The sequence below is a fragment of the Rhodococcus marinonascens NBRC 14363 genome (assembly GCF_001894885.1).
Taxonomy (GTDB): domain Bacteria; phylum Actinomycetota; class Actinomycetes; order Mycobacteriales; family Mycobacteriaceae; genus Rhodococcus_F; species Rhodococcus_F marinonascens.
In genome coordinates, this window is the sequence record NZ_BCXB01000138.1 from 1 (window position 1) to 957 (window position 957).

At 66.2% G+C, this 957-nt stretch carries 1 protein-coding gene; it reads left to right on the top strand.

Annotation, left to right across the window (positions count from 1 at the left end; translation table 11 throughout):
- Positions 1-420 precede the first annotated feature (420 nt).
- Positions 421-957 (top strand): choice-of-anchor I domain-containing protein (locus RM2_RS23230; RefSeq protein ID WP_169846831.1); only part of this gene is annotated, 537 nt, incomplete at its 3' end.

A 957-nucleotide genomic window follows, 5' to 3' on the forward strand; every position in this document is an offset into this window, starting at 1 on the left:
ACAAACGATCGTTTGCGAGACGCGTGCAGCTCGCGTCCATCAGTACCAAGGTGTCGAGGTACTAAGGTATTGCGGTTTCTAGCGGTGTGGTGACGGCGTCCTCGATCGCGGCCACGGCGGTCTCTACGTCGGCGGGAGTCCCTGCGGCGGAAGAGAACTTGTCGAACGACGACCAGATGCCCGGCTGAGAGCACCACCGGGGTAACCCTTCGTTCACGCCCGCGTTGATCCCTCGGCCCGGCCGTTCGGGTGTTCGATGATACCTTGTGCGGCCTTGTGCCTGTGAGGAGTTCGGCGGATTTGGGGTCGGAACCGGAATCCGGTTGTTAGCCTCCGGTGGGCTGGGTTTCGGTTCCGACCGCCGGTTCCCGACATGACGAAGGTTGATCCGGTTTGTTCCTCTCGAGGCAGGAGACGAATATGAATCAGCACACTACGGTGCGCGGTTACCGCAGGGTCGGGGGGCGCGCCGCGCGTCTCACACTCGCGGCGGCGGCCACCGCCGCGATGGTCCTGGGTATGGCCGGGATGGGGGCGGCGGCCGCGGCCGCCGATACCGTCATCGACACCGTCCCGGTCGGGACCGACCCGGAAGGGGTGGCGATCACCCCGGACGGAACCCACGCCTACGTCACCAACAGTGGCGACGGCACGGTGTCGGTGATCGACACCGGCACCAACATGGTCACCGCGACCGTCCCGGTCGGGGCCTCCCCGCGAGGGGTGGCGATCACCCCGGACGGGTCCTTCGCCTACGTCGCCAACCTTGTCGGCAATTCGGTGTCGGTGATCGACACCGGCACCAACATGGTCACCGCGACCGTCCCGGTCGGGGCCTCCCCGCAAGGGGTGGCGATCACCCCGGACGGGTCCTTCGCCTACGTCACCAACAATATCGGCAATTCGGTGTCGGTGATCGACACCGGCACCAACATGGTCACCGCGACCGTCCCGGTC